This window comes from Buttiauxella sp. AC038 (assembly GCF_979253565.1).
This window is the reverse complement of record NZ_CEEDCQ010000001.1, coordinates 159,812-185,924: the sequence shown is the minus strand read 5'-3', so window position 1 is coordinate 185,924 and position 26,113 is coordinate 159,812. Positions and strand designations below refer to the sequence as shown.

At 48.7% G+C, this 26,113-nt stretch carries 26 protein-coding genes and 1 pseudogene; 12 read left to right on the top strand and 15 right to left on the bottom strand.

Annotated features, from left to right (window positions below):
- Positions 1-41 precede the first annotated feature (41 nt).
- The 3 genes from ftsX to ftsY are packed head-to-tail and all read right to left on the bottom strand — an operon-like array spanning position 42 to position 3,479.
- On the bottom strand, positions 42-1,097 hold the full coding sequence (gene ftsX / locus AC0IXI_RS00870; protein WP_134185846.1) for a permease-like cell division protein FtsX: 1,056 nt from the start codon (positions 1,095-1,097) through the stop codon (positions 42-44).
- On the bottom strand, positions 1,090-1,758 hold the full coding sequence (ftsE, locus tag AC0IXI_RS00865) for a cell division ATP-binding protein FtsE (protein WP_034460521.1): 669 nt from the start codon (positions 1,756-1,758) through the stop codon (positions 1,090-1,092). The genes ftsX and ftsE overlap by 8 nt, the downstream gene beginning before the upstream one ends.
- Before the next feature lie 2 nt (positions 1,759-1,760).
- Positions 1,761-3,479, bottom strand: coding sequence for a signal recognition particle-docking protein FtsY (gene ftsY / locus AC0IXI_RS00860; protein ID WP_471681812.1), 1,719 nt, complete (start codon positions 3,477-3,479; stop codon positions 1,761-1,763).
- Between the two features lie 160 nt (positions 3,480-3,639).
- Here ftsY and rsmD point away from each other — a divergent pair, with 160 nt between their 5' ends.
- Entirely contained in the window at positions 3,640-4,233 is a 594-nt protein-coding gene (rsmD, locus tag AC0IXI_RS00855; RefSeq protein ID WP_471681811.1) for a 16S rRNA (guanine(966)-N(2))-methyltransferase, read from the top strand.
- Positions 4,227-4,496 (top strand): DUF1145 family protein, encoded by a 270-nt coding sequence (locus AC0IXI_RS00850; protein WP_064561314.1) that lies wholly within the window; start codon positions 4,227-4,229, stop codon positions 4,494-4,496. The genes rsmD and AC0IXI_RS00850 overlap by 7 nt, the downstream gene beginning before the upstream one ends.
- A gap of 138 nt (positions 4,497-4,634) precedes the next feature.
- Here AC0IXI_RS00850 and AC0IXI_RS00845 read toward each other — a convergent pair whose 3' ends face one another.
- Positions 4,635-4,991 carry a DUF2500 domain-containing protein gene (locus AC0IXI_RS00845; RefSeq protein ID WP_064514649.1) on the bottom strand — a complete coding sequence of 119 codons (357 nt, stop codon included), beginning with the start codon at positions 4,989-4,991 and terminating at the stop codon, positions 4,635-4,637.
- A 265-nt stretch (positions 4,992-5,256) separates the two neighbouring features.
- On the opposite strand from AC0IXI_RS00845, the gene AC0IXI_RS00840 reads away from it, so the two are divergent.
- From AC0IXI_RS00840 to AC0IXI_RS00825, 4 genes and pseudogenes are all read left to right on the top strand, one after another.
- The gene (locus AC0IXI_RS00840) at positions 5,257-5,883 is read left to right on the top strand and encodes a lysoplasmalogenase (protein ID WP_064514650.1); all 627 of its coding nucleotides are present in this window, start codon (positions 5,257-5,259) and stop codon (positions 5,881-5,883) included.
- Between the two features lie 106 nt (positions 5,884-5,989).
- Complete coding sequence (zntA, locus tag AC0IXI_RS00835; protein WP_471681810.1) at positions 5,990-8,197, top strand: Zn(II)/Cd(II)/Pb(II) translocating P-type ATPase ZntA; 2,208 nt, start codon at positions 5,990-5,992, stop codon at positions 8,195-8,197.
- Between the two features lie 142 nt (positions 8,198-8,339).
- A pseudogene (locus AC0IXI_RS00830) lies at positions 8,340-8,650 on the top strand (type II toxin-antitoxin system HigB family toxin).
- Positions 8,647-9,057, top strand: coding sequence for a helix-turn-helix domain-containing protein (locus tag AC0IXI_RS00825; protein ID WP_134185856.1), 411 nt, complete (start codon positions 8,647-8,649; stop codon positions 9,055-9,057). The pseudogene AC0IXI_RS00830 and the gene AC0IXI_RS00825 overlap by 4 nt, the downstream one beginning before the upstream one ends.
- 37 nt (positions 9,058-9,094) lie before the next feature.
- On the opposite strand, the gene AC0IXI_RS00820 is transcribed toward AC0IXI_RS00825, so the two are convergent.
- The 4 genes from AC0IXI_RS00820 to tusA all read right to left on the bottom strand — a co-directional run bounded on the left by AC0IXI_RS00820 (position 9,095) and on the right by tusA (position 12,370).
- On the bottom strand, positions 9,095-10,384 hold the full coding sequence (locus tag AC0IXI_RS00820) for a TRAP transporter large permease (RefSeq protein ID WP_064514654.1): 1,290 nt from the start codon (positions 10,382-10,384) through the stop codon (positions 9,095-9,097).
- 14 nt (positions 10,385-10,398) lie between these two features.
- On the bottom strand, positions 10,399-10,908 hold the full coding sequence (locus AC0IXI_RS00815; protein ID WP_064561319.1) for a TRAP transporter small permease: 510 nt from the start codon (positions 10,906-10,908) through the stop codon (positions 10,399-10,401).
- A 34-nt stretch (positions 10,909-10,942) separates the two neighbouring features.
- Positions 10,943-11,926: a TRAP transporter substrate-binding protein gene (locus AC0IXI_RS00810; RefSeq protein WP_310608871.1), complete on the bottom strand. Its 984-nt coding sequence runs from the start codon at positions 11,924-11,926 to the stop codon at positions 10,943-10,945.
- 198 nt (positions 11,927-12,124) lie between these two features.
- Complete coding sequence (gene tusA / locus AC0IXI_RS00805) at positions 12,125-12,370, bottom strand: sulfurtransferase TusA (RefSeq protein WP_064514924.1); 246 nt, start codon at positions 12,368-12,370, stop codon at positions 12,125-12,127.
- A gap of 175 nt (positions 12,371-12,545) precedes the next feature.
- Here tusA and AC0IXI_RS00800 point away from each other — a divergent pair, with 175 nt between their 5' ends.
- Both AC0IXI_RS00800 and AC0IXI_RS00795 read left to right on the top strand, forming a co-directional pair.
- Positions 12,546-13,211 (top strand): 7-cyano-7-deazaguanine/7-aminomethyl-7-deazaguanine transporter, encoded by a 666-nt coding sequence (locus AC0IXI_RS00800; RefSeq protein ID WP_064514660.1) that lies wholly within the window; start codon positions 12,546-12,548, stop codon positions 13,209-13,211.
- A 72-nt stretch (positions 13,212-13,283) separates the two neighbouring features.
- The gene (locus AC0IXI_RS00795; protein ID WP_413499647.1) at positions 13,284-13,841 is read left to right on the top strand and encodes a DcrB family lipoprotein; all 558 of its coding nucleotides are present in this window, start codon (positions 13,284-13,286) and stop codon (positions 13,839-13,841) included.
- Here AC0IXI_RS00795 and AC0IXI_RS00790 read toward each other — a convergent pair whose 3' ends face one another.
- Positions 13,842-15,068: an MFS transporter gene (locus AC0IXI_RS00790; protein WP_471681809.1), complete on the bottom strand. Its 1,227-nt coding sequence runs from the start codon at positions 15,066-15,068 to the stop codon at positions 13,842-13,844. It lies immediately after the preceding gene.
- A gap of 142 nt (positions 15,069-15,210) precedes the next feature.
- Here AC0IXI_RS00790 and AC0IXI_RS00785 point away from each other — a divergent pair, with 142 nt between their 5' ends.
- Complete coding sequence (locus AC0IXI_RS00785) at positions 15,211-16,260, top strand: AI-2E family transporter (protein WP_151993814.1); 1,050 nt, start codon at positions 15,211-15,213, stop codon at positions 16,258-16,260.
- A gap of 64 nt (positions 16,261-16,324) precedes the next feature.
- The gene (locus AC0IXI_RS00780) at positions 16,325-17,716 is read left to right on the top strand and encodes a M24 family metallopeptidase (protein WP_471681808.1); all 1,392 of its coding nucleotides are present in this window, start codon (positions 16,325-16,327) and stop codon (positions 17,714-17,716) included.
- Positions 17,717-17,760: 44 nt separating this feature from the next.
- Here the strand turns inward: AC0IXI_RS00780 and AC0IXI_RS00775 are convergent, their stop codons facing one another.
- From AC0IXI_RS00775 to AC0IXI_RS00755, 5 genes are all read right to left on the bottom strand, one after another.
- The gene (locus AC0IXI_RS00775; RefSeq protein WP_471681807.1) at positions 17,761-18,024 is read right to left on the bottom strand and encodes a hypothetical protein; all 264 of its coding nucleotides are present in this window, start codon (positions 18,022-18,024) and stop codon (positions 17,761-17,763) included.
- Between the two features lie 103 nt (positions 18,025-18,127).
- On the bottom strand, positions 18,128-19,081 hold the full coding sequence (locus AC0IXI_RS00770; protein WP_471681806.1) for a fimbrial protein: 954 nt from the start codon (positions 19,079-19,081) through the stop codon (positions 18,128-18,130).
- Positions 19,072-21,525 carry a fimbria/pilus outer membrane usher protein gene (locus AC0IXI_RS00765; protein ID WP_471681805.1) on the bottom strand — a complete coding sequence of 818 codons (2,454 nt, stop codon included), beginning with the start codon at positions 21,523-21,525 and terminating at the stop codon, positions 19,072-19,074. The genes AC0IXI_RS00770 and AC0IXI_RS00765 overlap by 10 nt, the downstream gene beginning before the upstream one ends.
- A 15-nt stretch (positions 21,526-21,540) precedes the next feature.
- Entirely contained in the window at positions 21,541-22,248 is a 708-nt protein-coding gene (locus tag AC0IXI_RS00760) for a fimbrial biogenesis chaperone (protein ID WP_471681804.1), read from the bottom strand.
- A 54-nt stretch (positions 22,249-22,302) separates the two neighbouring features.
- On the bottom strand, positions 22,303-22,854 hold the full coding sequence (locus AC0IXI_RS00755) for a fimbrial protein (protein WP_413499640.1): 552 nt from the start codon (positions 22,852-22,854) through the stop codon (positions 22,303-22,305).
- Between the two features lie 393 nt (positions 22,855-23,247).
- Here AC0IXI_RS00755 and AC0IXI_RS00750 point away from each other — a divergent pair, with 393 nt between their 5' ends.
- Positions 23,248-23,883: a LuxR C-terminal-related transcriptional regulator gene (locus AC0IXI_RS00750; protein ID WP_471681803.1), complete on the top strand. Its 636-nt coding sequence runs from the start codon at positions 23,248-23,250 to the stop codon at positions 23,881-23,883.
- Positions 23,884-23,988: 105 nt separating this feature from the next.
- On the top strand, positions 23,989-24,837 hold the full coding sequence (locus AC0IXI_RS00745; protein ID WP_471681802.1) for a helix-turn-helix domain-containing protein: 849 nt from the start codon (positions 23,989-23,991) through the stop codon (positions 24,835-24,837).
- 3 nt (positions 24,838-24,840) lie between these two features.
- Here AC0IXI_RS00745 and AC0IXI_RS00740 read toward each other — a convergent pair whose 3' ends face one another.
- Positions 24,841-26,085: an MFS transporter gene (locus tag AC0IXI_RS00740; RefSeq protein WP_471681801.1), complete on the bottom strand. Its 1,245-nt coding sequence runs from the start codon at positions 26,083-26,085 to the stop codon at positions 24,841-24,843.
- Positions 26,086-26,113: the final 28 nt, after the last annotated feature.

Genomic DNA, 26,113 nt, shown 5'->3' with positions numbered 1-26,113 from the left:
ACGGGTAATTCGTAGCAGGGAACAAGTATATCAAAAAATTTTTACTCTGGGGTAAAACGACGTAAATGTTGTACCGTTGCGATCCATGCCGCCAACCATCCACTCATGGACGCAACCAGCAGTAACAGCAGGCATTCATCGAAGCCTAAACCGGTAAGATCGAACTTAGTTCCAAACACTTGCGCGACTTCTGTCACCGCAGAAGATAACCGCCACACCAGAATTTCGGTCAGGATCAGCGATAAAAATGCCCCGCTGAAACCTAACAACGCACCGCCATACAAAAACGGACGCAGGATGAATCCATCCGTCGCACCAATCAGTTTCTGCACGTTGATGGAGTCGCGGCGGGCAAAAATGCTCAGGCGAACACTGTTACCAATGACCAGGAACACTGCGGCAACCATCAGCACACCAATCATCGCAGCTACGCGGCCCACAAGGCCTGTCAGCGACGCCAGCCGTGCAAACCAGCTGTCATCCATGCGCACTTCGTCTACACCGTTAATACGGGCGACGCGGTCACGCAAAGTGTTCAGGTGGTCGGTAGTCTGGAAATCGAGTTTCGGGTTAACCACGGCAACCGCAGGCAGCGGGTTTTCTTCCAGCATATCCAGCGCGCCACCAAAGCCCGACCAGTTGCGGAACTCACCCAGCGCTTCGTCACGGGAAAGATAGTTAACTTTATCGACGCCCTCTTCTGCCTGAATCGCGCCAACCACTTGCTGCGCGGCATTGTCATCCAGCGCTTTATCGAGGTAAACCGTGATTTGTGGGGAAGGATAATACTGCGTGGCAGCTTGATTCACGTTCTTGTAAACCATGTAGCACACGCTAGGCAGCGTCAGGGAGATGGCGATAACCATCACCGTCAGGAAAGTAGCTAATGGCTTGCTGCGCAGGTCTTGTAAAGCGCCCTGCCAGGCGTAACGGAACTGTTCGTTCACGCCACCTTTTAGAGATTTGCTTTTCGACTGAGGCCCTTTGCCACGTTTTTTCACCGAGCGACCTAAATCCCCTAGCTTATTCAGCGAGTTGATTTTATCCAGCTTGTTGCTGAAGCGCTTTATGTGATTGAGCGCGCTGCGTTTATTCACCTGCCAGGCCTCCATGCAAATGGCCGTCACTTAACGTCAACATGCGATAATTACGGCGGGATATCAGCCCCATGTCGTGCGTCGCCATCAAAACGGTTACACCCACCCGGTTGAACTCTTCGAACAGACGCAAAATCCCTTCCGAGAGTGCGTCATCGAGGTTACCGGTTGGTTCATCCGCCAATAACACGGCGGGCTTGTTCACCACAGCGCGGGCAATCCCCACACGCTGCTGTTCACCACCAGAGAGTTGGATCGGGAAATTCTTCGCTTTATCTAGCAGGCCGACTTTATCCAGTGCCGCACTAACGCGACGGCGAATATCTTCACCGCTGGCACCCGCGATGATCAGCGGGATTGCCACGTTGTCATAAACGGTTCTGTCCATCAACAGATGGTGATCCTGGAAGATCATTCCAATCTGGCGACGCAGGAACGGCACTTCGCGGCTCTTGAGGCGGCTAATATCATGGCCGCCAAAAGCAATTTTCCCGGCGCTTGGCCGCTCAATACCGCAGATAAGCTTGAGCAGGGTACTTTTCCCCGCGCCTGAGTGGCCGGTCAGGAAAGCCATCTCGCCAGGTTGCATATGGAAGGTCACTCCCTGCAACGCTTGTCTCCCACCGAGATAGGCCTTACTAACGTGTTCAAAGCGAATCATTGTTAATCCTCTCGGGCAAAAAGTGCCTCAATAAAATCGCCCGCATTAAACGGACGCAAGTCCTCAATACGCTCGCCGACGCCAATATAGCGAATCGGAATACCAAACTGATCGGCAACGGAGAAAATCACGCCGCCTTTGGCTGTACCATCGAGTTTGGTTAGCGTAATGCCTGTCAATCCAACGGCTTCATGGAACAATTTAGCCTGGCTAATCGCATTCTGCCCGGTGCTGGCATCGAGGGTGAGCATAACCTCATGCGGTGCATTCCCGTCCAGTTTTTTCATCACGCGAACAATTTTCTTCAGCTCTTCCATCAGGTGCGATTTGTTCTGCAAACGCCCAGCGGTATCCGCCAGAAGGACGTCGACATTACGTGCTTTCGCGGCCTGAATGGCATCGAAAATCACTGAGGCGGAATCAGCCCCTGTGTGCTGAGCAATAACAGGAATATTGTTACGATCGCCCCACACCTGCAGTTGTTCCACGGCAGCGGCGCGGAAGGTATCACCCGCCGCCAGCATCACCGATTTGCCTTCCTGCTGGAACTGACGAGCCAGTTTACCGATGGTGGTGGTTTTACCCACGCCGTTAACGCCAACCATGAGGATAACGAATGGCGTTTTGCCTTCAACTTTCAGCGGCTCATCAACTTTCGCGAGTATTTCGCCCATCTCTTCTTTCAGCAGACCGTACAACGCTTCTGCGTCACGCAACTCTTTACGGCTCGCGCCTTCTGTCAGATTTGTGATGATTTTGCGCGTGGTTTCAACACCAACGTCAGCGATTAGCAGCTGCTCTTCGAGTTCTTCAAACAGATCATCGTCGATTTTCTTGCCGCGGAACAGACTGATAAATCCGGAACCGAGGTTCTGTTTGGTTTTAATCAGGCTGCGTTTAAGGCGAGCAAAGAAACCTTCTTTGGTTGGTCGCTCTTGTTCGTGCTGGACCTCTTCGGCCTGAGTTTCTTCAGGCTCAACGTCCACAGGAACATCTTCAACGATAGCGGCGGCAACTGGAACGTCTTCAACGACGTCTTCTACCGGAGCTTCAATAACAACTTCTTCAACCGCAATATCTTCAACTACGACGTCTTCAACTGCGATAGCTTCAACCGGAGCGACTGCAACCTCTTCAGGTTCAACAAGTTCTTCAGTCTCGACAACCGGTTCGGCTTCAACGACCGCTTCGACAACAGTTTCAGATACGACAGGTTCTTGCTCAGGCTGCCACTCTTCTAATGATTCAACCTGCGCCGCTTCTGGCGTGACTATCTCTTCAGGAACCGGCAACTCTTCGTGTTCGACCGCAGCTTGCGCGGTAACTTCTGGTTCTGGTTCTGGTTCTGGTTCTGGTTCTGGTTCTGGTTCTGGAATAATTTCCGCTTCAACCGCAGCCACTTCGCTTTCGACGAGTTTTTCAGTGACTTCTACGATCTCTTCAGCGAAGGCTTCAGGTTCTTCATGCTTTTCAAGCACAACAGGTTCAGCTTCAGGTAAAACTTCTGGCTGAATCTCAGTTTGCGCTTCTGGCTTAATCTCTTCTGGCTGTGCAGTTTCGTCAGCGGCTTGCGGTTGTTCAGCTTCAATAATTTGCTCAACAACTTCTTCGGCAACCGGTTGTTCTTCTGCTACTTTTTGTTCTGGTTCTTGTTCAGAAGCCTGCTCTTTCTGGCCAAAGCCTAACCATGAAAAAAAGCCACGTTTTTTCTCTTTCGCCATTTGCGAACACACCCCTCGCTGTTAATTCATGGCACAGGCCCGATTGAGCATGCCACGGGCACTGAAAATAATTATCTAATGAATGCCTTAGTCTATCACTTTCCCCGCCTTACACACACCGTTACACTAGACGGCAAGAAATTGCATCGCAGTGAGTCTCATGAAAAAACCGCAATCTACTGGCACCGGCCAGATCCGTATTATTGGTGGCCAATGGCGCGGCCGCAAACTGCCCGTTCCAGACAGCCCTGGCCTGCGTCCTACCACGGACAGAGTGCGTGAAACGCTGTTTAACTGGCTGGCACCCACCATGGTCGATGCTACCGTGCTGGACTGTTTTGCAGGAAGCGGTGCATTGGGGCTTGAAGCCTTGTCGCGTTACGCGAGCCGTGCCACATTGCTGGAGATGGATCGCAATGTTTCACAGCAGTTGCAAAAAAATCTCGCCACGCTGAAAGCGACCAACGGAAAAGTTGTGAACACCAATACGCTTAATTTCCTGGCGCAGCCCGGTGAACCGCACAGCATCGTTTTTGTTGACCCACCATTCCGCAAAGGCTTGCTGGAAGAGACATTAGCCTTACTGGAAAGTAATGGCTGGCTGACTAACGAAGCGCTGATTTACGTTGAAAGCGAAGTGGAAAACGGAACGCCAGCAGTGCCTGTAAGCTGGTCTTTGCACCGTGAAAAAGTCGCGGGACAGGTCGCGTATCGTTTGTATAGCCGTGAAATTCAAGGAGCAGAGTCATGCTGATTAACATAGGTCGATTGTTGATGCTCGGCGTCTGGGCATTTTTGTTACTAAATATTGTCCATCCGTTCCCGCGCCCGCTGAATATCTTCATTAACGTCGCGCTGATCTTCACGGTGCTGATGCACGGTATGCAGTTAGCATTGCTGAAATCGACTCAGCCAAAAGGCAGCCCACCGCTCAGTCGCGCTCAGCAGATTAAGATTTTTATCTTTGGGGTATTTGAACTGCTGGTCTGGCAGAAGAAGCTCCGCCAGGGCAAATAATCATAATGCGGTGCCACCAAGCGTAATTGTTGCAGCCAGTTCGGACACGGACAGCGCGGAGAAACCGGAGCGTACACGCAGTACGTGAGGATTCCGAGCACTGCCCTGGTCAAAAATGGCAAATAAAATAGCCTGTTATTAGTCGGGGATGAAGCCCACAAAGCGCGTTCCCTTGTACTGCAAAGTCCCTGCGTCACCCACGCTCATCGAGTGATACTGCTCTGCCGTCACGCGCATTTTTAGTTCCATTCCGCCACTTTGTGGGCGAAACCAAACCTCATAACGCATTGTATCTTCGACAGGTGTGACCTGGCGCTGTCGTGTACGACGATCGGTGGTTGGCGATTCACGTTTTGTCGCCACCAATACGCTTCTTTCCATCACCGGTGCCGCATCATTTTCAGCATTCTGACGGCGCTGCTGCACAAAGCGAAAAGACGCCGCCACGACGATAACCGCAACAACAGCAATGAAGAAAAGTGGCATTTTACTCATAGATTTATCTCGATTTGTCAGGCACTTTTAAGAATACCCTGCACGCAGTGGCGTTGTCATCTGACGATGTTAACCACTAGACTGACAGGTAGCATCGTGCTTTTTGTGCGATACATTTAAATTCAATGTCCTTTAGCATTCGAGTTGCAGGTAGGCGGCAAGGGAGCTAATCCCCAGGAGCTTACTTGAGTAAGTGACTGGGGTTAGTGAGCGCAGCCAACACCCCTGCAGCTTGAAGGATGAAGGGCATGAAAAAGGACACGCCATGCTCTGGTCATTCATCGCCGTATTCTTCTCCGGTTGGCTGTACGTTGATGCCTCCTACCGTGGGCCAACCTGGCAACGCTGGGTCTTCAAACCTGTCACCCTTTTGCTTTTATTACTGCTGGCCTGGCAAGCGCCGATGTTCAACGCAACTGGCTATTTGATCCTCGCGGGGCTTGCGGCAACGCTGCTCGGTGACGCTCTCACCCTGCTTCCAACCCAGCGCATGTTGTATGCCATCGGGGCGTTTTTCCTGTCGCACCTGTTGTATACCCTCTATTTTGCCAGCCAAATGACGTTCAGTTTCTTCTGGCCTTTGCCGCTGGTTCTGCTGGTTATTGGCGCGCTACTGACCGCCGTCATTTGGACACGCCTCGAAACCTTCCGTTGGCCGATTCTGACGTTTATCGGCATGACGCTGGTGATGGTGTGGCTGGCCGGTGAGCTCTATTTCTTCCTGCCAACACGCCCGAGTTTCTCAGGCTTTATTGGCGCAACGCTGCTGCTGTTGGGCAACATAGTCTGGCTGGGCAGCCATTACCGCCGCCGCTTCACAGGTGACAGCGCCATCGCTGCGGCATGCTATTTTGCCGGGCACTTTATGATTGTCCGCGCTCTGTATATTTGACCTTGCGGGCGGTATTTACCGCCCCTCAAGTTTCCCTCTTGACTCTGGAGTCAACTCCAGAGAGTAACATGCGTAATGAGAACATTATCATTACCCAGGAGGGCGCATGCTCAACTCCCCAAAGACACCACAATTTGCGAAGGCAAAGCTCAGCCCGTTGCCGATAAAAACGGACGCATGCCATGGTAATGATTGCTGTAGCAACGCCACTGTAGCCCCGGAAACAGAAATGCTGCCTGATACCGGCGAACGTTATAGCTGGTTGGTCGATGGCATGGACTGCGCCGCCTGCGCCCGCAAAGTTGAAAACGCCGTCAAACAAATTGCCGATGTGCAGCGCGTCCAGGTGTTGTTCAGCACGGAAAAACTTCTGGTCACCGCGCAGCGCGATGTTCGAGGCGACGTTGAAAAAGCCGTGAAAGCTGCAGGTTACAACCTGAGAAACAGTGCCGCCCCCGCCCCGAAAACATCCGCCTGGCATGAAAATTTACCGCTCATCTTACTGATAGTTATGATGGCGCTGAGCTGGGGTCTTGAGCAGTTTAACCACCCGTTCGGCAACATAGCGTTCATCGCCACCACACTGGTTGGCCTGTGGCCCATCGCACGCCAGGCAGTGCGCCTGATGCGCACCGGTAACTGGTTTGCCATCGAAACGTTGATGAGTGTTGCCGCCATTGGCGCACTGTTTATCGGGGCGACCGCAGAAGCCGCGATGGTATTACTGCTGTTCTTAATTGGTGAGCGCCTGGAATCTTACGCCGCCAGCCGCGCGCGCCGTGGTGTGAGCGCACTGATGGCGCTGAAACCAGAAGTCGCGACTCGTATTCGTAATGGTGAACGTGAAAGCATCGCGCTCGCTGATTTACGTCCGGGAGATGTTATCGAAGTCGCTGCCGGTGGGCGTTTGCCTGCTGATGGCCGCTTGCTAACGCCTTTTGCCAGTTTCGATGAAAGCGCATTAACCGGCGAGTCCATTCCGGTTGAACGCCAGCAAGATGAAAAAGTCCCGGCAGGAAGCACCAGCGTCGACAGACTTGTTCAGCTCGAAGTCATTTCCGAACCAGGCGATAGCGCAATCGACCGCATCCTGCGTTTAATTGAAGAAGCAGATGAACGCCGGGCGCCAATTGAGCGTTTCATCGACCGTTTCAGCCGGATTTACACGCCGATTATTATGGCGATTGCGCTGCTCGCGGCGGTTATTCCTCCGCTGCTGTTCGGGCAAAGCTGGGGCGAGTGGATCTATAAAGGTCTGGCGCTGTTACTGATTGGTTGCCCGTGTGCGCTGGTGATTTCTACCCCTGCGGCGATCACCTCAGGGCTTGCGGCGGCCGCTCGCCGTGGCGCGTTAATTAAAGGCGGTGCGGCACTCGAACGCCTTGGAAAAATTCAGCATATCGCTTTCGATAAAACCGGGACGCTGACCGCAGGCAAACCGCAAGTCACCACCATTGCAGTGAATGGCGAGATCGGTGAAAACGACCTGCTGGCGCTGGCTGCAGCAGTGGAACTTGGCTCGTCACACCCGCTTGCCCAGGCGATAGTGCGTGAAGCGCAAAACCGCAATCTGGCATTGCCCGACACCAGTGCGCACCGGGCGCTGGCAGGTATTGGTGTGGAAGCCACAATCAATGGCGAAACATTGCTGCTCAGTTCACCGGGTAAACTTGCTGAGACTGTGCTGGATGCAGGCTGGCAGCAGCGAATCACCCAGCTTGAAGCCGAAGGCCAGACGGTGGTTGCCCTGTTACAAGAAGGCAAGTTACTTGGCGTTCTGGCATTACGCGATACCTTACGCAGCGATGCAAAAATGGCAGTTGCTGCACTGCACAAGCTTGGTGTTCAGAGCGTGATGCTAACGGGTGATAACCCACGTGCAGCAGCCGCCATCGCGCAGGAATTAGGCATGGATTATCGCGCAAGCCTGTTGCCTGCCGACAAAGTCAGCGCGGTGAATGAACTCAATGCCCGTGCACCGCTGGCGATGGTTGGCGACGGCATCAACGACGCTCCCGCCATGAAAGCCGCAACTATCGGCATTGCCATGGGAAGCGGCACCGATGTGGCACTCGAAACCGCAGACGCAGCTCTCACGCACAACCGCCTGACGGAGCTGGCCAGCATGATAAGTCTTGCCCGGGCGACGCATAATAATATTCGCCAGAACATTACTATCGCGTTGGGGTTGAAGGGGATTTTCCTGGTGACCACGCTGCTGGGACTCACCGGCCTGTGGCTTGCCGTGTTAGCCGATTCGGGTGCGACCGCGCTGGTGACCGCGAATGCTCTGCGGTTGCTGCGTAAGCGTTAATTTGCGTTAAGGCTCGGACATTTAATGTGCTCTGCTGGCAAGAAAAATCATCACAGATGACAATGGCATTTCTCGGCGCTTGGTTGACTAGTTGGCAACCAGGCGTATATTAATTGCCAGATAGTCAACTTCAGGACGAAGTATGCATTTGATCTCTCTAAGAGCATTGAGCGAAGCCAGCAAAAGATTTCCTCAGCATGCACAAGAACTTCTCATGCTGGCGCGAATTATCGAAAAAGGGTATTTCCCGACACCCGAATCACTCAAGAAAATCTATCCACACTCGATAATTTTAAATATCTCGACAAGCACTATGTCATCAATATTGCCCGTAACGAATTGCGGTTAATTGCGCTCATATTTTTTGAAAGCCAGAAATTTTATGTTCGCGACATCATGACACATGCGGATTACATCAGATTTACCGAAACTCACCGGAGAAAGAAAAGATGATTGCAGACGCACTTAAAGCCGCTGAAGCGCTGAAAATCGCCGTGCCGTTTCTTGCGGGCAACACGGGTGAGAAAGAGTATCTGGCAGCACTGGAATTGGTGGAATATCTGCTGGTCAATGAGCCAACCAACCCACTGCTGGATTTAGTCAGCCTGAAGATTTCTGAGTATGAAAACCAACTGCCAGAGGTTATCGCCTTTCGTGAGCAAATGAATGTCCTGCCATCCGGCATTGCCGTGCTCAAAACGTTGATGGATCAATACCAGTTGAATCAAAGTGATTTTCAGCAAGAAATTGGCAGCAAATCAATGGTGTCACGCGTACTGAGCGGAGAACGCCAGCTCACTATTGAGCACATCAGAAAGCTGTCCCTGCGATTTGGTATTTCTCCCGCATTGTTTATCTAACCCTCACCCCATCCGGGACGAGGGTTAGACAGCTAACTTAACTCGTCATGCCCAACATATGCGGCAGCCACAATGAAACGGCCGGAATATAGGTCACCATCGCCAGCACCACCAGCAACATGGCGTAGAATGGCAGCATAGCGCGAACCACTACTTCGATTTTCTGCTTACTCACCGCACTGGCGACAAACAGCACCGAACCGACCGGCGGCGTAATCAAACCGATGCCGAGGTTCACCATCATGATCATCCCGAAATGCACCGGGTCGATGCCCAGCGAATTTGTCACCGGCAGCAGTACTGGCGTGAGGATCAGGATAATCGGCGCCATGTCCATCAGGGTGCCAATCAGCAGCAGCATGACGTTGAGGTACATCAGAATGACGTACTTGTTGTCTGACAGCGACGTGAAGAATTCGGTGATGCGTGACGGCAGTTGCATGTAAGTCATGACCGCGCCAAATGCTGCCGCAAAACCAATCAGAATCATAACGATAGAGACTGTTTTTACGGTGCGGAACATCAGCTTTGGCAGTTCGTTCCATTTATAGTCACGGTAGATAAACATGGTCACGAAGAACGCCCAAACGCAGGCGACAGCCGCCGATTCGGTTGCGGTAAATACCCCGGTCAAAATCCCACCGAGGATGATTACCACCGTCATCAGGCCCCAAAGTGCATCGAAGAAAATCTTCACCGCTTGCTTGAAGGGAATGCGTTCACCTTTCGGGTAACCGCGCTTATGGGCAAACCCTAGGCACATCACCATCAAGCTGACCCCGAGCAGTAACCCTGGTAATACGCCCGCAATGAACAACGTTGCGATAGAAACAGTGCCGCCTGCAGCTAACGAGTAAATCACCGAGTTATGGCTTGGCGGGATCAAAATCGCCTGTACCGATCCACTCGCTGTAACCGCAGCAGCATATTCGCGTGGATAACCTTTTGCCTCCATTTCCGGGATCATCACGCTGCCAATGGACGCAGTATCCGCCACGGACGATCCGGAAATCGCGCCAAAGAAAGTGGACGCCACGATATTCACCAGCGATAAACCGCCGCGAATAAAGCCAACGAAAATATACGCAAAGTTCACCAGGCGACGGGCAATTCCCCCTTCCGCCATAATCGCCCCCGCCAGAATAAAGAACGGGATCGCCAACAGGGTAAATTTATTCACCCCACTGGTGATTTGAATCATGATCGCTTCCAGCGGCAAATCTATCCATAACGCACCCACGATGGCGCTTAGCCCAACGGCAAAGGCCACGGGCATTCCCACTGCAAGCAGCACCGCTAGTGTGGCTAATAATATAAATGCGTCCATGTTATCCCCTGGTCTTAACCGTGATTACCCAGCAATACGATTGGGCGGTTCTCTTGAGAGCCGTACAGCAGTCGCTCGACAACAAACAGAATCATTAAAATCGCGCCGACAGGCAGCGGGAGGTAGGTTTGACCGGAAGTGAGAACCGGGAATTCGGCAACAGGCTGTTCCCATAAATCGGCACACAGATAGAAGCTGTAATAGAACATCACCAGTGAGATGAGCAGCATCAGCAAATCGACGATACGTGCGCAAAAGGTCTGCGCCGCCAGCGGCAGGCGGTCTGTCAGCATATTCACCGCAATGTGTGAACCGGCGCGGTAACTGACTGCCGCGCCGATGAACGTGAAGGTCACCATGCAGATTATTGCTACCGGTTCCGGCCAGGATTCCCCACGGTTCAGAACGTAACGAGAGAAAATCCCAATCGGTATAATGATGGTCATCACCAAAAGAGACAGCCCGGCAATAACCATCGCCAGCAAATAAACTTTATCCATCAAGTCTGAGTAGCGTTGGGACATAAGATGCCCTCCACAAATGCGTTAGCGACAATAGTTACTTAACGTCAGCAATAGCTTTCATCAGGTCCTGGTGCTTATCGCCATACTCTTTACGAACCGGCTCAGTCGCTTTCACAAACCAGGCTTTGTCGATTTCATGGAACTGAACGCCACCGGCTTTCATTTTTTCCAGCGCTTGTTTGTTGTAAGCATTCCACAGTTCACGCTGTTCCATTTGTGCAGCACGCGCCAGGGTAAGGATTTTTTGCTGCTGGTCAGGCGTTAATTTGTCCCACTTCACTTTGGAATAAAGCAGCATTTCTGGCGTGATGAAGTGGCCGCTCAAGGTGTAATTTTTGGCAACTGGCATGTAGTTGTGGGCAATAAACGTCGGCGGGTTGTTTTCAGCACCGTCGATAACGCCGGTTTGCATCCCGCTATACACTTCGCTCACCCCCATGGCGACCGAGTTGGCGCCCATGTCTTTAAGTGTTGCGAGTGCTACCGGACTACCCTGAACGCGGATTTTCATGCCTTTGAGATCTTCAGGCTTCACCACCGGGTTTTTAGTGATCAGGTTACGTGTACCGGAGTCCATCCAGCCGAGGAAGACCAGGCGGGATTTCGGGTTGTTAGTCAGCTTGTCGCCAATCTCTTTCCCTAAATCGCCATCGATCACTTTGTGCATATGGTCTTCATCGCGGAACACGTAAGGCAGGGTAAAAACTTCAACATCTGGCAGGATTGCCGCAACCGGTGCCATCGAAACGCGAATGATATCGATAGCCCCCATTTGCGCCTGTTCAATCATCTGTTTTTCATCGCCAAGCACGCCGCTTGGGAACACTTTAATTTCTAAATCACCGTTGGTTTCTTGTTTGAGTTTTTCGCCCATGTGCTGAACCGCAACCACGTTCGGATACCCTTCCGGGTGAACGTCGGCAGCTTTAATCACTTGCGCGATAGCAGAATGTGCAAACAGAACTGACGCGGTAGACAGACATAAACCAGCAAAAGCAGGCAGAAAGGTCTTCTTCATTGTGTCGCTCCAGCAGAGGTAGAAATGTGAGGTAGGAAGTAAAACAATGTTTTAATTTGTCGTTTAAAAATTAGACTACGTGGAGAAAAGCGTGGGTGAAGCACTTCACAAAAAGCGACAAAAAATGAAATTGGGGTTCATAAGAGATGCAAAGAGGGTTCAGAAGCCCAAAGCGGGGAGCAAAGGGCTGGCGCGGCGTTACTGGCCTTTACGCAACAGGTATTGGTAAGGTAATGATTCCACTTGCTTAGCAAGCAGTTCGTGTTCCATGAAAATGCAAAATCCAGGGATATCACGCGTAGTGGCTGGGTCATCAGCAATCACCAGCAGGGTTTCGCCAGCCTGCATATTGCGCACTGTTTTGCGTACCATCATGACGGGTTCCGGGCAGCGTAGGCCCAGGGCATCAAGAGTGTGGTCAGGATTAGAAAAAAGATCGGTCATCATCGGTCTCGAATTTAACAAACCGCGATAGTTTACGCCGGGAAGATTCTCGTGCAAGTCACGTGAACGATTGCGTTAAAATTAACCATTGCAAAGCGGGACTAAAGCAGTATCATCGCCCCCGCTTTAAAAAGCGTATTGGGTTCCCTCACCCCACCACTAAAAAGGCTACAAAATGACGCAGTTCAATTCTACTCAGCGCACTAAAGCGCTGTTTTGGCTATCGCTATTCCATTTGCTGGTGATCACCTCCAGTAACTATCTGGTGCAATTACCGGTCTCGGTTTTTGGTTTCCATACCACATGGGGCGCGTTTAGCTTTCCGTTTATCTTCCTCGCAACCGACCTGACGGTACGCATTTTTGGTGCACCTCTGGCACGACGCATAATTTTTGCCGTGATGCTGCCCGCGCTAATTATTTCGTACGCCATTTCTGCACTGTTTTACATGGGCACCTGGCAAGGGTTCGAAGCATTGCTGCACTTCAACCTGTTCGTCGCCCGTATCGCTGTCGCAAGCTTTATGGCGTACGCGTTGGGGCAGATTCTGGATGTGCACGTGTTTAACCGCCTGCGCCAAAGCCAGTACTGGTGGCTTGCGCCAACGGCATCCACGCTGTTCGGGAATATCAGCGACACGCTTTCCTTCTTCTTTATTGCTTTCTGGCGCAGTCCGGATGCCTTTATGGCGCAGCATTGGGTCGAAATCGCCATCGTAGATTACTGCTTTAAAGTGCTAATCAGCATTGTATTCTTCCTGCCGATGTACGGCGTTTTGCTGAATATGTTGTTGAAACGTCTGGCAGATAAGTCTGAAAATTCGGCGTTACAGCCGGGTTGACGGTGGTTGAATTATCTTGTGATAAGATGATGAGATCGGCCGCAAAGGCTTGCTAACGTAAAGGAAGAAGTCATGGGTAACCTGGTAAAATATGTCGGTATTGGCCTGCTGGTATTAGGCCTGGCCGCTTGCGATAACAGTGATAGCAAAACGGCCAAAACGGATGCAGCGGCGGAAAGCAGCGCAGCTGGCCAGCCGGTTAGCTTGCTGGACGGCAAAATTAGCTTTGTACTGCCCGCCGATATGACCGACCAGAGCGGTAAATTGGGCACTCAGGCAAACAACATGCACGTATATTCTGATGCTACTGGTCAGAAAGCGGTCATTGTGATTGTCGGTGACAATACGCCTGACGATTTGGCAGCTTTGACAAAACGTCTTGAAGAACAACAACGTGCTCGTGACCCACAGCTGCAAGTCGTGACCAACAAATCTATCGAGATTAAAGGCCATACGCTGCAACAGTTAGACAGCATTATCTCTGCAAAAGGCCAGACAGCTTACTCATCTGTTATCCTGGGTAAAGTAGATAACCAGCTGTTAACTATGCAGATAACGTTGCCTGCGGATAATCAGCAACTGGCGCAAACTGCCGCTGAGAACATCATTAATACCATCACCATCAAATAACTATTGTTGCTGTGATGATGATACGGCCTCCGGTTGCTCAACCGGGGGCCGTTTTTTTAACTGCCAGGCCATCAGCAGCGCAATGCAAACCAGCATCGCCGCTGCCAGATAAATCACCGAAACACCCGCATATGCCATCACGAACCCAGCTAATGGCCCGGTAATCCCCAGCGATAAATCCATAAACACGGTGTAGGTCGCAAGCGCACTTCCCTGGTTTTGTTGCGGCACCATTTTCACAGCGACCACACCCAGCGCCGGGAACACCAAAGAGAAGCCCGCGCCCGTCAGGAAAGTTCCCACTTTTGCCATCCAGGGTTCGCCCGCAAAGCCCACCAGCAGCAAGCCGAAAATCTCGACTGAGAAGCAAATCATCGCCACATTCAAGCCGCCAAGCCGGTTAATACCATTCGGGAAAAGTAAGCGAGTGCCAACAAACGCGCAGCTAAAGAGTGTTAACGCAAAGGCCGCACCGTCCCAGCCTTTGGCGTCGTAAAACAGCGTGATGAAAGTTGCGATCACGCCAAAACCCGCAGAAGCCAGTGCGAGCGCCATACCATAAGGCCAGACGCGCCCCAGCACCGCGCGAAACGGCAACGGATTGCCTTTACTGGCTTTCACCGTCGGGCGTGGCAATGCCAGCAGCACGGCGACCAACGCCACCGCCATAATGATTCCTGCGAGTAATTTCAGCCCGCCAAGGTGATAGAACAACACGCCCAGCGGTGCACCCATCGCCATCGCGCCGTACGTTACAATCCCGTTCCAGGAGATGACCCGCCCAATGTGCAACGAACCGACCACGCCAACACCCCACAGCGTTGAACCGGTTCCTGCAAAACTTTGCCCAATCCCTAAAATGACGCGCCCCAGGCACAGCAACACCAGACTCACCAACGGCCAGGCGCTACCAAACGCTGCCAGCATGTAGCTCGCCCCACTGAGGAAGCAGCCGCATAAACCAAAGATAACGATTTTTTTCGGGCCAAGAATATCGGCATAACGCCCGGCGTGTGGGCGACTGAGCAACGTGGCGAAGTATTGCAGGCTTATCACAAGCCCGGCCCAAAACGCGCTGTAGCCCATCACGTCATGAACGTAACCCGGCAAAACAGCCAGTGGTAGGCCGATGGTCATGTAGCTTGCAAAGTTGAACATCACTACAGAAACAATCTGTAGATTGAGTCGGAAACTGCTTAATGCGGGGGCGGGTGCGAGGTCAGGCATGGGTATTCACTTTTAAAACAGCGTTCCCCAGTATATACACGTAAGGTTTCACATTTCAGCAACAGACTTTCAGACTCGCCCTGCGGGTGCGAAATAAACGAAGCGCTACACTTAGAGAATCCCTCCTTTTCAGGATTTTTTCATGCTCTCTCCAGAACCCGATAAAACCGGGCTACATATTCTAATAAAGCTTTCAGCGCTGGTGATTATTCTTGCCGGGATCCATGCTGCGGCAGACATTATCGTCCAGCTATTATTGGCACTCTTTTTTGCCATTGTGCTTAACCCGTTAGTGACGTGGTTTATCCGCCGGGGAGTGAACCGTCCGCTGGCTATCTCGATAGTCGTATTTGCGATGTTAGTGGTGCTGACGATACTGGTGGGTGTGCTGGCGGCATCCATGTCTGAATTCGTCGATATGCTGCCGAAGTACAACAAGATGCTGACGCAAAAAGTGTTTGAGCTCGAAAAGATGCTGCCCTTTATGCATCTGCGATTATCGCCCGAGCGCATGTTGCAGCGTATGGACTCTGAGAAAGTGATGTCTTACGCCACAACGCTAATGACCGGGCTTTCCGGCGCCATGGCCAGTATTTTGCTACTGGTGATGACGGTGGTATTTATGCTGTTCGAGGTGCGCCACGTTCCGTACAAACTGCGCTTCGCCCTTTCCAACCCGAAAATTCATATCGCCAGCCTGCACCGCGCACTCAAAGGCGTGACGCATTATCTGGCGCTAAAAACGCTCATCAGCCTGTGGACCGGGCTGATTATCTGGCTTGGCCTCGAACTGCTGGGCGTGCAATTTGCGTTGATGTGGGGCGTGTTGGGATTCTTGCTCAATTACATCCCCAATATTGGTTCGGTCATTTCCGCTATTCCGCCAATGATTCAGGCGTTTTTGTTTAACGGCACCTACGAAATGATTCTGGTTGGCGTACTGTTCCTTGCGGTGCATATGCTGCTTGGGAATATCCTTGAACCACGCATGATGGGGCGCGGGCTTGGAATGTCGACCTTCGTGGTGTTCCTATCATTGCTGTTCTGGGGCTGGCTGCTCGGCCCAGTGGGTATGCTCCTGTCAGTGCCGCTTACCAGCGTATGTAAGATTCTGATGGAAACCACTCAGGGCGGCGCCAAACTTGCAGTGTTGCTTGGGCAAGGACGACCCAAAAGTCGGTTGCCGGGATAGGTTCTTAATTTCCCGGGTGATAAGTTAATGTTCACCCGGGAAAAGAAAAAGGAGTGACTCACCCATGCCGCAGCCAATAATCACACTTGCTGCCATTGAGCAGCCAGCAATTTATCTGAACACCCCAAGCGTGGTGCTAAACAACCAGACTATTGAGGAGCGTTTGCGCAAATTTTTGCAGGGAATGGCGCAGCAGAATCTGGATTCGCTCGTCGTTTATGCCGATAAAGAGCATGGCGGGAATTTTGAGTATTTGACTGGTTTCATCCCACGCTTTGAAGAAGGCTTGCTGGTTCTACATAAAAGCGGTGAGGCGGTGCTGGTTCTTGGGAATGAAAATCTCAAACTCGCACAGCACTCCAGAATTCCAGCAAGTGTGATACATGCGCCGTGGTTTTCACTGCCAAACCAGCCGATGGACACCGCACTTTCGCTAAGCGAAGTGTTGCAACAAGCCGGGCTGCATGGGCAAGAGCGTGTTGGTATTGCGGGCTGGAAGCTTTTCACTGGCATCAACGACAACAATAAATCTCTGTTTGATATCCCCACCTTTATTTTCCTGGCGCTTCAAAGCGCGCTGACTCCAGCATGTGAATTACTCAACGCCACAGATCTGTTTATTTCTCCGCGCCAGGGAGCAAGAACAACCAATAACGCCAATGAAATCGCCCATTATGAATACGGTGCAAACCTGGCATCAAGCGCGGCGCTTACCGCACTGAATGCAATTGAATTAGGGAAAACTGAAAAGTCGATTGCAGCGCTGCTTGCCGCCGATGGTCAAGCCAATAACGTCGTAACCATTGCTGCTACGGGCGATCGTTTTGAAAATGCCAATCTGTACCCATCAGATAAGCAGATCCAAAAAGGCGATAAGTTTTCATTAACTGTCAGTTATAAGGGCGGTTTAACCAGCCGTGCGGCATACGTTGTCAGCCAGGCCGATGAACTTCATGATGAGGTCAGTGATTATCTCGATGTGGTCGCCATCCCGTATTATCGCGCGGTCGTCGCCTGGCTTGAGAATATGCGCGTCGGGGTGAAGGGCCACGAAGTCTACGACTTGATTGAGCGTGTTTTGCCTAAAGCCGAATACCACTGGCACCTCAACCCTGGCCATTTGGTTGCCGATGAAGAGTGGCTTTGCTCGCCGGTTTACCCGGCATCAGATATCGCTTTATCCAGCGGAATGTTGCTGCAAATTGACATCATCCCATCACGTAAAGATTACGCGGGAGCGAGCATCGAAGACACCATTGCCCTTGCCGATGAAACTTTGCGCCAGCAAATAGCCACCCTCTACCCGGAATTATGGCAACGCATCAGCGCTCGCAGAGATTACATCCGTGACGTACTGAATATTCACTTACACGAAGATGTGCTGCCGCTGTCAAACACCGTGGGATATTTGCGGCCCTATTTGCTGAATAAAGATTTGGCGCTAATTTGCCAATAATGTTTATCTTCCTGCGCCGGATATCTTCCGCGCGCAGGAGTTATCTAGTCTTGTTTACTCGGGCATTGAACCTGGTGAACAAGTTCAGGTGTCCAGTGATACTCAACTACATGCCCTTCCGGGCTTCTGACAGCAATATGTAACTGGGCAAATTCACCGGATTGCAGGGTAAAGAAAAGTTGCGTCAGGGGGTATGGGCAGCCAGCCTGATAGGAAACAAACATTTTCTGCCGGGTTCGCTGAGATCCTCGCTGTGTATTAATAACCAGTTCTATGGTCATTTGCCCGGAAATATCTCGCTCAAACACAGCATATGCCGTGAGATATTGATGACCAAATTGATTATTGTGTGATACCCATATCTGGTCTCTGGTCTTAACAAGAGTTGCATGCATATTTCGTCTCACTTATTTATTGGTAATCAATATTGAAATACAGGCTGGCGTGGATTTTCCCCGGTTGTACCTGTTCATCTATCTGGTAATACTGCGAATAAAATCGAACGGAATATTTGTCGGATTTGGAGCTTCTCAATTCCACTTTTTTCATTTCATGAAAATTAAGCGGCTGATGATCGTCACCGAGCACTTGCACTCCAATCCCCTTAGCAGAAGAACGTCCTGCCACTGAATTGCTTAACACTCCGTCAGAACCCGAGTTTTTGCCGAATTGCCCATTCCATTTCAAGAAAACAGCAGAGGGCGTTTTATCATCGGTTGCACAAGATAAATGAATATCAAAAGGGGTTTTACCTGCCACCGAACCAGGGGATTTGAACCGGTCCAGAACGACGCCTGGCAGCGTAATATTGCGTGTTTGATCACCATAAATTTTGCATGAGCGATTCAGAATGGTGACAAAGCCAGCCGGAATATAAATATCTATCAGCGGTGAACTCTGCAGTAGGTTATTTATTTCAAAACGCATACCTTCTGAGCCTCCTCTGGCCGATATTCCATCATCAGCCTTAATCAACTCAATATTGATTCTGGCTCCAGATAATTCAGATATGCTTGCAGAAAATTTTGAAGGCCAGGCTATTTCGCGCCCACTTGAAGTGACCAAAGTCATTCTCATACCAACGCCTTTTGCATTGGTTTGAAAAACTCCGGGAGTTTTCATCTTCGACGCTCCACCTGGAACATCAGCACTAAATTTAATAAGCTCCTCACACTCAGGAGACGGTGGGAGCTGCACAGCAAATGAACTCTTTTTTAGCACTGAGCCTAAAGCATGATTATTTCTGTTGGTTACCGTTTCCGGCGATAAAGTTATTTTTTGTGATTTAACAATACATGTAGCCTGGGAATTAAAACTTACCGCCAGAAGTATCAGTAGTGGTAACCCTGCACGAACTAACGACATATCGCCTCCTGGCTTTTAATATCAATTGTGCAGACTCCATTTTCTGACGAAACACTCACAGTAGGTGATTGGGTTTGGTCAATATAGAGAAGCCCACCCTGACCGACATAACCAATATGGTTATTTTCCTGGTCTTTGATAACCGCGCCAAAAGGTAAAGTCTGTTGGTTGCGCAGTTTGGGATGAATAATGGTCTGTTTATTTATCTTTGTGTCAAAAGCAACGTGAACAACACTGCCTTCAAAGGGCACAACTTTTCTTTGTGTTTGCTGGAAAGTGACGGTGTCATCCGCGCCTTTTGGGTTAATCACCACATCGTTAACACGCCAGGCGCGCAACCACGGCATAACTGCATAACCATTTGAGTCAAAACGGGTTCCTGGCGCTCCATCTAAACGCGCACCTTTTGCATCTGCGGCATAAACCAGTGCTACCGTATCGCTTCTTTCTGGGGAGAAGGTCACCCCTTTACGGTGAGTAATCATTGAACCACTCATCCCCGCACTAGCCTGATGCCAGTCATTACCCTGGCTTAATGTCGTGCTCAGAGTGCTGTAAGGTGAACGGTAAGTTCCATTCATTCCCCAGTCCATATCTCCGCCGCGGCCATAGGCTGCATTAAGGCCTAGCATCATATTATTTTCTTCATCAACTGAGGTTGAGAAGCCCATACGCGTATTGCTGGCTTTACCATTACTGCTGTAGCTGTCTGAATATATTTGTGTATACCCGGAGTCTGAACGCGGGAGTGAATAACTAAAGTTCAGCGCAACCTGATCATCTTTCGTTACGCCACCATATTCATCTTCATTCCATAAACGCTGTACTGAAAGCGTCCAGTTTAAATTGCCCCAGTTATTGCTATAGCCGACAGAATATTGTCGATAACTATCCTGTTGTTCCCAGTATTTATTGATCGAACCAGAGATATTTAATGATCCCCATCCATCCTGAAAAGGCTGGCTCAGGCTTAATGACCAGGACTGTTTTTCGCGTAATACTGCGTATTCCGAACCACTGTCTTGCTGTTCAAAAGCATCACGCTGCCCAAAGAAGTTTTTCGCATTGAATTTTCCCTCCAGCCAGAATGAGGTTTGCGACAATGGTAGGGTTCGGTTGTAGGTCAGGCGGTATCCTTGCCCATGGTTTTCCTGATTATCGAAATTAAAGCGTGACTGCGTTATGTCGAGAGCGAAAGCGCCAAAAAAGGTATTCAACCCAGCGCCCGCTAACGCCGACTGGTAATGGTCAAATCCTGTAGCACCAGAATAGAGCGACACATAATTGTTTAGGCCGTACTGCCACGTAGCCTGTGCAGCAAAGGGAGATTCATTGCTATCTTGCTCATCAACTTTCCCAAGCGAAATGTTATAGCGACTCACGCCCGGTTTTAATAATTGTGGTACTGATGAATAAGGAACAGAGAAACGCCGAATACGTCCGTCAGATTCCTGAATAGTGACCAGCAGATCTCCGCCCGTATTTGCCGGTAAAATTGACTCGATTGAGAAAGGTCCTGCCGGTACGGATGTTTGATGAATAACTCTTCCATCCTGTGTCACGGTGACACGTGCATTCGTTTCCGCCATCCCTCTGATATTGGGCGCCCAACTCAAGGTGTTATCCGGGTGCATTTGATCCTGTGATTCAAGCGATGCGCCCAAAATGCTTAAACCATCAAACAACTGGCTATCAGTATAAAATTGTCCGGCACTGAGCATGGACTTCCAGCCAATCAATGGCTTTTTTAAGGTAGTCCGGTTGCTGGAATAATGCTTTCCACTGTCGTTGTTCCAGTCGAGGCTACCAAAATGTTCAAGCAGCCAACCCGATGCAGAAGCTCTTACATCAAGCCCAAGCCATGCACTATCCGAACTGGAGCGACTATCGCCACGTTGCTGCATCGAGTAGTAATCAGCCATATAACCGAGATTAATTGCCGGAATACCCTTCTGCCACTGCTCAGGCTGCACATAGTTGCTATCGGTATTATCCAGATATGCTTGTGGAACACTCATCCGTAATTCCAACAATCCGGCATTAAAGGTTTCTACCGCATTACCGTAAACATCCCATTTATTAATCGTGCCACAGTAATTTTTTTCCTCCGCCAGAGATTTATTCATCCGTAGAGTGTTAACTCCGACAGACTCGAGAAAGTAAGCGGAATGACAGGTTGCTAAGTCACCATCTTTGGTTTTATTAAAAACAACCTCGTGGCGACCACGCCAATGTTCATTGACATAAACATCAACACTATAACGCCCTGGTGGCAATGATTTTATATCGAAAGCACTAAGATCGTTGCTCTTAGCATTTCCCATCAAAATAGCATTATTAAACGTATAACGAATATCATCATCTGCATTAGCACTCATTGGCAGAAATGAAATATTTGCCAATACTAAAAATGGAGTGATGACTGTTTTCTTATAGAGATCCATCTTGTTATATCCTTACTATCCATGAGTAATGACTTTTGTTTCAACCACTCCACCGTAGTCATTAATACTTTGAACAACTAAATTTTGCCCGTGAGAAACATTGTCTTTTACTTTAAATTCCATTTGGCTCTTGGGTGCCACCATCTCACTTTCTTCTAAAAGACCGGAACCTAAAGCAGTTTTAATATCGACAATCGTAATAAAGAAAGGTGAAGGGTTAAGAACCGTTATTTTATTTTTTGACGCGAGTAACTCTAATTTATTTTCAGCATCTGCTCTATTACCCAGCCCTTCAGGTCGCCATATAAATTTAAAGCGGGAACGGATCGCCATATTTAGCATGCCAGCATCTTTTTTATACTCATTTTTATCGATAGCAGGGACATCCAGAATATTTAGCCACCACAGTGACTCTCTGTCATTTATGGAGATTGTTTGCAATTCCTGTTTTTTAATTCTTATCGATTGACCATTTTTCGCATCTACGCGAGCAATAGGTGGAGATATTATAAAGGGCGTAGAGATTTTTTCTGGTGGTACATCAGGATCACCTTCATCTAACCAGATTTGAGCCAGCGATGGCGCACTGCCTGTGTTGGTCATTTGGATAATGATTTCTGCTTCGCTAGCCGGAAAAATAAATCGTGTACCATTGACAATAATATTGTCTGCATAGGATAAGGGTACCGTCATCATAAAAATATAAAAAATAAGAAACCTCATTATAATCTCCATGTAAGCGATACCATAGCCAAAGATGGCTATGGTATTTTTATATTAGTTATAAACCAAATGATAATTTGCTTGTGCTAAAACTGGGCCCGGCGTTACTTCATCATTTTTAGTTTTTCCCGTTTTTATATATCCAACCTGGAATGTATAGGAGAGTGTACCTTCAGGGCTGGATTCATCAGGGTTGTATGATTCGAGTGAATGAAGATTAATTATTTGACTTTCATTATTCAGAATAGCAAGTCCAACATTTTTCGCTCCATCTTTACTATGATTTTTAAGGTAACCATCTTTTGTTGTGTTCATTAAAATATTAGGCCCCCAACGAAGTTTGGGATTGAGAATTTTGGTATTACATCCAGTAATATTTATGGTAAATGGCACAATACCATAGGCATATTTTTCGATAACACTTGAAGTAGGGACCGATGGAAGTTGAACTGTTTTATTACCATTTGTAATATCACATGAACTACCTGATACAAATCCATTAAACTTAACAGTGCCGAACCAATTTTTCTCTGCTTCATAATCTGCCATTGCAACAGGAGAAAAACTAACACACGTCAATAAAGCAATAATTGATACCTTATTCATAATATTTCCTTTTGTTAGGAATACAGTAAATCTGTATCTATCAAGAGGTATTTACCTCAGAATTATTATAAATAAGCAAACATATAAGTAACTACGGAGATTAACGTATTTGCATAATGCTTAGTGCTTGCCACTAATACATTAATATTAAAATACATTATTTAATAGAATGTATTTTAATTTATGAAAGATCATTGAATAAATTAAACCATTAAATATCAACGAGCTTACATTAGAGACAAATAACTTCCGCTTAATAATTCGGTAAAACCGATTTATTATTATGCACAATAAGCTAAATCTCATTAGGTCTAACATCTTATCGTTAGCCCAATTAATGGATGACAGTAAATTTACTGTCCTGGAGAAAATAACTCTATAGAGGGAAGACCCATGCTTAACTACTCAGCAGAGCAAAAATTGTTCTTAGTAACCCGACCCTCAGTGCAAAATCATCTTCTTCTGGAGCGCTTGAATCAGGAAATTAAGATCCCGGTTGTGGTCCTGAATGTAAAGAAACCAATGATGTTTTATGCTTCTGAGAAATCTATCTTTATTTACGATACAGATGCAGCCAGCAGTAAATCCAACAAAGTCTGGCCAAAGTTGCTTGCGGAAAGCCAATCCAGCATGCGGATATGCCTGCTTAACTGCTCGAGGGCATTGTCTGTTTATGAAAAATCGATTTGGCATCGCTTCGATACCGTATTACCCAATGACACAACACCTGGCAGTCTGGTTAAAGCCATAAAAAATATGATGCAAAATAAGCATGAGGATAATGCCAACGCTTGCCTTCAAACCTCACCGGAACAAACATATGGTGATAAAAACTCCGGCAATTTGACCATACGGGAATACGAAATTCTGCACGAGTTATGTAAAGGTGAGTCTAATGCTCGCATCGCTCAATCCTTCTTTATCAGTGAAAACACAGTACGAACTCATCTTTATAATATTTTTAAGAAAATATCGGTAAATAATCGAATACAGGCTGTAAATTGGGTTAACCATCAACTTATTAATTAATTACATCAATTGACCCACAGTGCAATAATAACGGGGTTGATTGACTAAATAAATCCAATATGTATATCTAATAAGGGACTTTCGCGCTCAAGGATGTATTGCCACATGCTTAAAAAGAATATCGTACAGGAAGTATTAAATTACATCGAAAATAATATCGATGTGAATATTAACATTGATGATATATCCAGATTTACGGGTTACAGCCGCCGGCACATCCAGACTATTTTTAAACATCATGTAAGAATACCTATCGGTCTCTACATTCGTAAGCGCAGGGTGACTCGGGCATCTATATTCCTGCGTCTAACCAATATGAATGTAATTGATATATCTGCAAAATTTGGCTACGACTCTCAGCAATCCTTTTGCCGGGAATTTAAAAAAGCCGCAGGGTTGACCCCACTTCAGTACCGCAGAAGTTGCTGTTGGGACTTCTCGCCATTATTGGCAGAATTCAACTTTAGCCGCATTGACGTAGGCAGTTTTCAGATATGCACCTTGCCAGAAGGATATATCTCTGGGCAGATGTCTCATCAAGAAATCACTATCCCGATCAACGAGAACATTTTAGATGTACGCTGGAATAGCATCATCAATCATTTAAATAACCAGAAGAAAAATATTTGGCATATATCAGAATATAACGCACATAAAAAACATTCAATGCGGATAAAAATAAGTTCGGTTATTGGCGTACATAATAAAGAGGTAAACAAAAAGCCGGGTGATCACCCCTACCCTTCGGGGATATATGCCAGATTTTCATTCAGGTGCAATAAAGAAGAATACTCTAAGTATTCAAAACATATTTATCTCAACATTTTCCCTAAACACAGGTTAAAACGTAGACCAGCCCCTGACATTGAGGTTTTTACTTATAACGGCTACGCCAGGCCTGATAATGCTCTGGATTGTGAATACTACATCCCTGTAGAAACAGTAGCCGAATAACAACTAGCTGTGTTGTCTAACTTGCGCAGTATTATCGAGCTTTCTGATCGCTGGCGTGAAACTGGCTGCGAAGGTCGCAACCAGAACCGCAGCTGCACAAGACAGTAAAACATTAGTGTTGCCGTAGTGCATCGCAAGAGGGCCTGCGGCAATTTCGCCAATCGGAATCGCCACAAATGAACCCAATGCATCATAGGCATAAACACGTGCAAGTTTTTCAGGCGGGATATGAGTTTGTAGCGATTGCGCCCAGGCCACACCGAACAACCCAAAACCAACACCAGCTATAAAAAATGCAGCCATCAAAACTGAGGTCGACGGAATCAAAGCCAGGATCACAATTGGCCCTGCGCAAAATGCCGTCAAAATTGTGCCAATTAACAAATCCCGACGTGGCCGCCAACGAAGCGCAATAACAGAGCCGACAATCAAGCCCATACTTTGGGCGGCGATCGCCATGCCCCAACCTGTTCGGCCAAATGTTGCATCTGCGACTACCGGGCCCAGCACCATCATCACCCCGCTAAAAGCTGCGTTCACGATGGTAAATTGCACCACAATTGCCCAGACCCATGAGCGAGAAATAAACTCCACCCAACCGTCCTTTAAATCCTGCAAGATATTGGATTGCGCGCTTTGAGGTTGTGCCGAATTAGTTCGAATCAATAAATACAGTGGTGCTGATGCTGCAAATCCTAAAGCATCAATGGCCAATCCCCAGCCCGGCCCCATTACGCTTATGAGAACACCACCCAGTGATGCACCAATGACCGTTCCGCCATAAATACCTAACTGGATAAAAGCATTCGCTTCCCGTAAGGAATGCGCCGGAACAGTTTGTGGGACCATAGCTTGCGAAGCGGGTAACGAGGCCCCCGCGGCTGCACCATTTATAGCGCCAAGTATCACCAACAGCATGATGGTTGCCGAGCCATCCAGAACGAGGCCAGCAACAACCCCCTGTGAGATTGCAGCGATAACCGATGAGTACAGCAGAACACGACTGCGGGAATAGCGATCGGCAAGTACACCGCCAATCAATAAGAAAGCGACGTTAAAAATCGAGCGAGCAGCAATAACAATGCCCAAATCAGCAGCCGATCCCCCCATGTCGAGCACGGCAAACGCCAGAGCAATGGGTGCGATGCCATTGCCCAGTACCGTCAGCAGACGAGCAAAAAACAAATTGCGGAACGGCGCGTAGTAGAATGCCCGCTTAGACGATATCGCTGCCGTATATGTGCTCACTGATATTCCTCGAAACTGTTTTGCTTCG

Bases quoted from the DNA above. Each gene is read 5' to 3' on its own strand.
- AC0IXI_RS00845 (WP_064514649.1), bottom strand. From the start codon at position 4,991: ATGAGTAAAATGCCACTTTTCTTCATTGCTGTTGTTGCGGTTATCGTC.
- AC0IXI_RS00760 (WP_471681804.1), bottom strand. From the start codon at position 22,248: ATGAGGTTTCTTATTTTTTATATTTTTATGATGACGGTACCCTTATCC.
- tusA (WP_064514924.1), bottom strand. From the start codon at position 12,370: ATGACCGATCTTTTTTCTAATCCTGACCACACTCTTGATGCCCTGGGC.
- AC0IXI_RS00785 (WP_151993814.1), top strand. From the start codon at position 15,211: ATGCTCTCTCCAGAACCCGATAAAACCGGGCTACATATTCTAATAAAG.
- AC0IXI_RS00815 (WP_064561319.1), bottom strand. From the start codon at position 10,908: ATGTCCCAACGCTACTCAGACTTGATGGATAAAGTTTATTTGCTGGCG.
- zntA (WP_471681810.1), top strand. From the start codon at position 5,990: ATGCTCAACTCCCCAAAGACACCACAATTTGCGAAGGCAAAGCTCAGC.
- AC0IXI_RS00780 (WP_471681808.1), top strand. From the start codon at position 16,325: ATGCCGCAGCCAATAATCACACTTGCTGCCATTGAGCAGCCAGCAATT.
- AC0IXI_RS00790 (WP_471681809.1), bottom strand. From the start codon at position 15,068: ATGCCTGACCTCGCACCCGCCCCCGCATTAAGCAGTTTCCGACTCAAT.
- ftsE (WP_034460521.1), bottom strand. From the start codon at position 1,758: ATGATTCGCTTTGAACACGTTAGTAAGGCCTATCTCGGTGGGAGACAA.
- AC0IXI_RS00850 (WP_064561314.1), top strand. From the start codon at position 4,227: ATGCTGATTAACATAGGTCGATTGTTGATGCTCGGCGTCTGGGCATTT.
- AC0IXI_RS00840 (WP_064514650.1), top strand. From the start codon at position 5,257: ATGCTCTGGTCATTCATCGCCGTATTCTTCTCCGGTTGGCTGTACGTT.
- AC0IXI_RS00765 (WP_471681805.1), bottom strand. From the start codon at position 21,525: ATGGATCTCTATAAGAAAACAGTCATCACTCCATTTTTAGTATTGGCA.
- AC0IXI_RS00820 (WP_064514654.1), bottom strand. From the start codon at position 10,384: ATGGACGCATTTATATTATTAGCCACACTAGCGGTGCTGCTTGCAGTG.
- AC0IXI_RS00750 (WP_471681803.1), top strand. From the start codon at position 23,248: ATGCTTAACTACTCAGCAGAGCAAAAATTGTTCTTAGTAACCCGACCC.
- AC0IXI_RS00770 (WP_471681806.1), bottom strand. From the start codon at position 19,081: ATGTCGTTAGTTCGTGCAGGGTTACCACTACTGATACTTCTGGCGGTA.
- AC0IXI_RS00825 (WP_134185856.1), top strand. From the start codon at position 8,647: ATGATTGCAGACGCACTTAAAGCCGCTGAAGCGCTGAAAATCGCCGTG.
- rsmD (WP_471681811.1), top strand. From the start codon at position 3,640: ATGAAAAAACCGCAATCTACTGGCACCGGCCAGATCCGTATTATTGGT.
- AC0IXI_RS00745 (WP_471681802.1), top strand. From the start codon at position 23,989: ATGCTTAAAAAGAATATCGTACAGGAAGTATTAAATTACATCGAAAAT.
- ftsY (WP_471681812.1), bottom strand. From the start codon at position 3,479: ATGGCGAAAGAGAAAAAACGTGGCTTTTTTTCATGGTTAGGCTTTGGC.
- AC0IXI_RS00810 (WP_310608871.1), bottom strand. From the start codon at position 11,926: ATGAAGAAGACCTTTCTGCCTGCTTTTGCTGGTTTATGTCTGTCTACC.
- AC0IXI_RS00755 (WP_413499640.1), bottom strand. From the start codon at position 22,854: ATGAATAAGGTATCAATTATTGCTTTATTGACGTGTGTTAGTTTTTCT.
- AC0IXI_RS00795 (WP_413499647.1), top strand. From the start codon at position 13,284: ATGGGTAACCTGGTAAAATATGTCGGTATTGGCCTGCTGGTATTAGGC.
- AC0IXI_RS00800 (WP_064514660.1), top strand. From the start codon at position 12,546: ATGACGCAGTTCAATTCTACTCAGCGCACTAAAGCGCTGTTTTGGCTA.